4 protein-coding genes are annotated in these 6,088 nt (G+C 62.5%); 1 reads left to right on the top strand and 3 read right to left on the bottom strand.

Going from position 1 to position 6,088, the window contains the following annotated elements; genetic code table 11:
- Positions 1 to 316: 316 nt before the first annotated feature.
- On the bottom strand, positions 317 to 1,981 hold the full coding sequence (locus tag JQ575_RS30670; RefSeq protein ID WP_212036923.1) for an L-lactate permease: 1,665 nt from the start codon (positions 1,979 to 1,981) through the stop codon (positions 317 to 319).
- Between the two features lie 302 nt (positions 1,982 to 2,283).
- Here JQ575_RS30670 and JQ575_RS30665 point away from each other — a divergent pair, with 302 nt between their 5' ends.
- Positions 2,284 to 4,029 (top strand): ABC transporter ATP-binding protein/permease, encoded by a 1,746-nt coding sequence (locus tag JQ575_RS30665; RefSeq protein ID WP_212036922.1) that lies wholly within the window; start codon positions 2,284 to 2,286, stop codon positions 4,027 to 4,029.
- Between the two features lie 180 nt (positions 4,030 to 4,209).
- On the opposite strand, the gene JQ575_RS30660 is transcribed toward JQ575_RS30665, so the two are convergent.
- Both JQ575_RS30660 and JQ575_RS30655 read right to left on the bottom strand, forming a co-directional pair.
- Positions 4,210 to 5,223 carry a TorF family putative porin gene (locus tag JQ575_RS30660; RefSeq protein WP_212036921.1) on the bottom strand — a complete coding sequence of 338 codons (1,014 nt, stop codon included), beginning with the start codon at positions 5,221 to 5,223 and terminating at the stop codon, positions 4,210 to 4,212.
- Positions 5,224 to 5,631: 408 nt separating this feature from the next.
- Positions 5,632 to 6,033: a histone gene (locus tag JQ575_RS30655; RefSeq protein ID WP_212036920.1), complete on the bottom strand. Its 402-nt coding sequence runs from the start codon at positions 6,031 to 6,033 to the stop codon at positions 5,632 to 5,634.
- Positions 6,034 to 6,088 lie beyond the last annotated feature (55 nt).

The following is a 6,088-nucleotide window of genomic DNA, read 5'->3' as shown; positions in this document are numbered from 1 at the left end:
TCGTGTGCACTTTGTTTTGTGCAAACCGCACGCGAGACCGCGGGTGCAGCGCGCACCCGGTCTTCCCTGCGCCCTCTCTACGAGAGAGCGGGAAGTTTCCAGCAAACCTCGGGCGCATCGCGTCGCGAGAATGCGAAACTGCATTTTGTATGATGGTGGCACAACAAACACCGCCGTCGTCCCGGCCTTGAGCCGGGACCCATAACCACAGGAAGCGGTTTTGCGAATGGTCTCTGCCACTGAGCTTCACAGAGGGATCACGCGGTATGGGTCCCTGCGTTCGCAGGGACGACATCTCCGGACGTTCAGTTGCGCCTTACTGCAGGACCATCAACGTGAACGGATAGACATAAGCCTGCAGTGTCACCAGCCCGCCGACCAGACACGCCAGCACGATCGAATGCAGGAATACATAACGAAGGATCGAGCCTTCGTGGCCGTACCAGTTGGTCGCCGTCGAGGCGACGACGATCGATTGTGCGTCGATCATCTTGCCCATCACGCCGCCGGAGGAATTGGCGGCGGCCATCAGGATCGGCGACAGGCCCAGCTGTTCGGACGTGATCTTTTGCAGATTGCCGAACAGCACGTTGGAGGCGGTGTCCGATCCCGTCAGAGCCACGCCGAGCCAGCCGAGCAAGGTGCCGAAGAAGGGATAGAGCACGCCGGTTGCAGCGAAGGCCAGACCGAGCGTGGCATCGACGCCGGACAGCCGCGTCAGCGTGCCGATCGCCAGCATCGCCGAGATCGTGATCAGCGAGATCGCGCACAGTTTGATGGTGCGGCCGTATTCCGCAATCATCCTCGCCGGCGAGAAGCTCATCAGGAAACCGGAAACGATCGCGGCGATCAGCATGCCGGTGCCGGTGAACGACAGATAGGTGAAGTCGAACAGCGCGGCTTCCGGTGTCGGCCTGGCGGCGACCGGGGGCACCTTGTTGATCAAATTGTGCAGGTCGGGGACCTGATATTTCCAGACGAAGCTGGCATTCGCCCAGCTCTTGAAACCGCCATTGCCCCAGATCAGCATCACCACACAGACGATGATCCATGGCAGCAGCGCGCTCCACAATTCGCTTTGCGTGAGCGGCGTCTTGTCCATCGGCTTCGGCGTCGTCATGGTCGCGGCCGATTCATCCTTGCCGCGCAGGGCGGGCGACAACCAGAGCTCCCTGGGCTGCCACACTTTCAGGAACAGGATCAGGCATCCCATCGAAATCAGCGAAGCCCCGATGTCGACGATCCAGGGGTTGATGTAGTTCGAGATCACGAATTGCGGGATCGCGAACGAGACGCCGGTGACCAGGATAGCCGGCCACACGTCCTTCATGCCTTTCCAGCCGGCAAAGGCCCACACCACCCAGAACGGCACGATCAGCGAGAACAGCGGCAATTGCCGGCCGACCATCGCGCCGAGAATATAGGGATCGAGGCCGGTGACCGAGGCCAGCCCCTGGATCGGCGTGCCCAGCGCGCCATAGGCCACCGGCGCGGTGTTGGCGATCAGCGACAGGCCGGAGGCCGCCAGCGGCGAGAAGCCGAGCCCGATCAGAACCGCGCCTGTGATCGCAACCGGCGTGCCGAAACCGGACGCGCCCTCGAAGAATGCGCCGAAGGCGAACGCGATCAGGAGCAATTGCAGGCGACGGTCGTTGGTGACCCCGCCGATGGCGCGCTTCAACAATTCGAAGCGGCCGGTCTCGACCGTGATGCGGTAGAGGAAAATAACATTGAGGACGATCCAGCCGATCGGGAAGAAGCCTACCACCACGCCGAGCAGCGATGCCCGGACCGACATGCCCGCGGGCATGTGGTAGATGGCAATGGTGACGATGTTGGCGACGATCAACGCAATGATGGCCGCGATGTGCGCCTTGACCTTGCCGCTGGCGATCAGCACCAGGAGCGTGACCACCGGCACGGCAGCGGCGAGCGTCGACAAGGTCGCGTTGCCCAGCGGATTGTAGACTTGATCCCACATGTTCGGATTCTCCCCGGTTTATTATTGGGCACCCGGCCGTGTGGACGGTCCGGTGTGCCTGGCGCCTGCGGAAACGTGCTCTTCATCCGCGCGATCGACTGCTGGTTCGGCAGCCGCCGAAACCCGCTCACAACCTCGCGAAGTCCAGAGGTCCCCCGCCCCTCGCCGTGACAGCCATGCTAGGGTCAACCCGGTAGCTGCGACAAGCCGCCGCAGGCTATAAAATCTGCTACTTTAGTCCAGAAAACCTGATTCTTCTGTTCCTTCAGGCCTTTAAGGCCACCTCCCGGAGACGACAATCTGTGAACAGCATCCGCTCGACGCTCGCGACCGTATGGCGGATCGCCGCTCCCTATTTCCGTTCCGAGGACAAATGGGCCGGCCGCGCGCTGCTCGCTGCCGTGATCACGATCCAACTGGCGCTGGTCGCGATCGACGTCCTCGTGAACCAGTGGCAGAATCGCTTCTTCAACGCGCTGCAGGAATACAATTGGGACGTCTTCGTCAGGGAGATCGGCGTCTTTTGCCTGCTGGCGAGCTGCGCCGTCGTGCTTGCCGTCTACCAGCTCTACCTCAATCAATGGCTGCAGATTCGCTGGCGGCGCTGGCTGACCCGGCACTATCTCGGCGAATGGATGCACGGCGCCAATCACTACCGCATGCAATTGCAGGGCGACGCCGCCGACAATCCGGACCAGCGCATTGCCGATGACGTCAGGCTGTTCGTCGAGCGGACGCTGGATATCGGGCTCAGCCTGTTGAATTCGGTGGTGACGCTGCTCTCCTTCGTCATCATCCTGTGGGGCCTGTCGGCAGCCGCCCCCCTGCACCTGTTCGGCAAGGAGTACGCCATCCCCGGCTACCTGGTCTGGGGCGCGCTGATCTACGCCATCCTCGGCACGGCGCTGACGCAATGGATCGGCTCGCCTCTGGTGCGGCTTGATTTCAAGCAGCAGCAATTCGAGGCCGATTTCCGCTTTAACCTGGTTCGGGCACGGGAGAACTCCGAGCAGATCGCGCTGTTGCAGGGCGAGCGCGCGGAGCGCCTGGGGCTTTGGGCGCGTTTCCACCATGTGATCGAAAACTGGTACGGCATCATGAGCCGGACCAAGCGGCTGACCACGTTCACCGCGAGCTATTCGCAGGCCGCGGTGATCTTTCCCTACATCCTGGTGGCGCCGGCCTTCTTCGAAAAGAAGGTCCAGCTTGGCGGCCTGACCCAGACCGCGTCCGCGTTCGGCAGCGTGCAGTCGGCGCTGTCGATCTTCGTCACGATCTACCGCACGCTGGCCGACTGGCGCGCCATCGTCGCCCGTCTCGACGGGTTTGAAGCAGCCATCGCGAGCGCCACGGCGCTGCAAAAATCGAGCGAATCGATCGACCTCGTGGCATCTCAGGGCGGCACGGCGATCGACCTGCGCGAGCTCACGCTGCGTCTGCCCAACGGCACGGCGCTGGTCTCGGCCGATGCCTTAAGCCTTCGCGGCGGCGAACGTACGCTGCTCACCGGCCCGTCGGGCTCCGGCAAGTCGACCCTGTTCCGGGCCATCGCCGGCATCTGGCCGTTCGGCAGCGGCTCGATCGCCATTCCGGACGGCGCGTCTGTCATGATGCTGCCGCAGCGGCCCTACTTTCCGATCGGATCGCTGCATGGGGCGATCGCCTATCCCGGCGCAACCGAAACCTTCAGCGCCGATCGGGTCAGGGATGCGCTCACGGAGGTCGGCCTGCCCAAGCTTGCCGGGCGGCTGGAGGAGGAATCGCATTGGAACCGGATGCTCTCGCTTGGCGAGCAGCAGCGCCTCGGGGTGGCGCGCGCGCTATTGCACGCGCCGCAATATCTGTTCCTCGACGAGGCGACCGCCTCGCTCGACGAACCCTCGGAAGCCGCGCTGTACAATTTGCTTGGCTCGAAACTGCCGCAAACCACCATCGTCTCGATCGGCCACCGCTCGACGCTCGAGGCCTTCCACCAGCGCCATGTCGCCATGGTCCGCGACGGCGACCGTTTCACGTTGCGGGAAGCGGTCAGCGCCCAGCCGGCGTAAGCCTGATAGCACGATAGCGCTGGCGACATGGCGCCGATCAGCGCGCGGCTGCACCGGCTCCGCGTGTCCGGCGATAGGTCGCGCGCGCGATGCGCCGCCAATCCCATTGCATCACAGCCGCCCCAAATGCAAAGGGGCGGCAGATCGCTCTGCCGCCCCCAGATCTTCGCGAAGAAGATATTACTTCAGGTTGGTCAGCGCGGTCAGGTCAGCCGAGAGCTTGACGATGCCGGCTGCGCCGCACCAGTTCGAACCCACGCCGGACGGATTGATCGCAGTGACGTTGGTTCCCGTGAAGGCGTTGATTTCGCCGCGAGCGGTGAAGTCGCTGGTGAAGGCGTTGCAATCACCCTTCGACAGGTTGGTGTCGGAGTAACGGAAGTCCAGCGTGAACACCTTGTAGGTGAAGCCGATGCCGATATTCCAGGTGTTGTAGTCGGCGTAGTTGATGCCGTTCGGGAACGCGAGGGTGCCGTAGAACGAGTCCGACGTGCCCAGCCACTGGCGGCCGAACTCACCCGACACGTACATGCCGAGGCCGCTGGTGCCGAACCAGGCGCTCGGCGCGATCGCCTTGCCGACGATCGAAGCATAGGTGCCTTCGGCGCCGCTGTTGAGGAAGCTCGGCGTATAATAAGCGGTGCCGCCCAGCGAGAAGTTGTCGTTGAAGGTGTAGTTCACCTTGCCGTAGACCTCGAAGAAGCTGACGTCCTTCTTGAGCACGTTGAGATTGAGCAGGGTGTTAGCCTGGCATTCGGGGCTGAGCGGGACGCCGGCGAAATCGGCGACAGCGCCGCCACCGTATTGGCAGGTTCCACCCGGATAGATGTAGCCCCAGGCGCCGACATCGAAGGCAAAGGCGCCAACCGTCAGGCGGGCACCGCCGTAGGCGTCGACTTCAGCGGCTGCACGGTTGGGGAACGAGATGCTGGCAGCGCCCAGGCCGACGTACAGCTGGAAGTCCTTGGTGACGTTGTAGCGGGGCTCGAAATAGGCGTTGACCGACGGCTTGTGGTTGGACTGGGTGATGCCGCGGAAGATGTAATCGTTGGTGATGCCGGCGCCGAAGGCGATATCCCAGGGATCGAATGCGACAGGCGGCGGAGCCTTCACAGCCTTGACGCGCAAGTCTGCCGCGAGAGCCGGAGCCGATACCATTGCCAGCGCCGTTGCTAACAAAGCCAGTTTCTTCATGACGATCCCCATCACCTTCTAGAACAGTCCCGTTCCGGTGGCCCCCCAGGGCGAGCGATAACCGACTGCAACCAAATTCAGTAATTGCAATCTGGGACTTGCGGTCATGGGCGTGAAGCAAAAAAGACAATCATCTGCCGCCTTTTTAGGCGTTCCGCCTGTTTCGGAAAATGTTGTCAGTGGGTGTTGCATTCCCACAACAAGTTTGGCGGTCTTCGTGTCCGGCAGGCGACATCTGGAACCGGCAAAACAAGGGGGTCAGCTCCCGCTTGCCTGAACCGCGGCCGAATCAACAGTCTCCGTAGAATCCCGTGGTGAAATTGATCAGCCGGTCGGCCTCAAGAGAAAAGCCGCAGCGGTGGACGCTGCGGCTTTCCGATCAATCAACCTTGACGGGCAGCGTACGACCTAGTGCTGATCGCCGCCATTGGACGAGCCGGAGCCCCATGACGGGGTCGATGACTCCGAACTCGGCGTTGCCCAGCTCGGAGCGGGCGCAGCTTCGGGCTCTGGCGCCGGAGCCGCCACCGGGGCTGCCGGCTTGGGCGCAGCAGGCTTGGCGGCGGCTTTCTTTTTCTTCGCCGGGCTCTTCGCCACGGCTTTCTTGGCAGCTTTCTTGGCAGCCTTCTTCGGCGCTGCCTTCTTGGCGGATTTCTTTGCGCTCTTCTTCGAAGCCTTCTTGGCCGATTTCTTTGCCGACTTCTTGGCGGCCTTCTTCGACGACTTCTTCGCAGATTTCTTCTTCGCCGCTACCGCCTTCTTGGCCTTTTTGGCCTTCTTGCTTTTCTTGCTCTTCTTCGCTTTAGCCATCGTGGTCCTCCTGTTGCCGCTGGTCGTGTCAGTCGAGCGCTCGAATAGTCGGCCG

Origin of the sequence: Bradyrhizobium sp. JYMT SZCCT0428, assembly GCF_018131075.1 — a bacterium.
In the GTDB taxonomy this organism is placed as follows: Bacteria; Pseudomonadota; Alphaproteobacteria; order Rhizobiales; family Xanthobacteraceae; genus Bradyrhizobium.
This window is presented reverse-complemented; position numbering and strand designations above follow the sequence as displayed.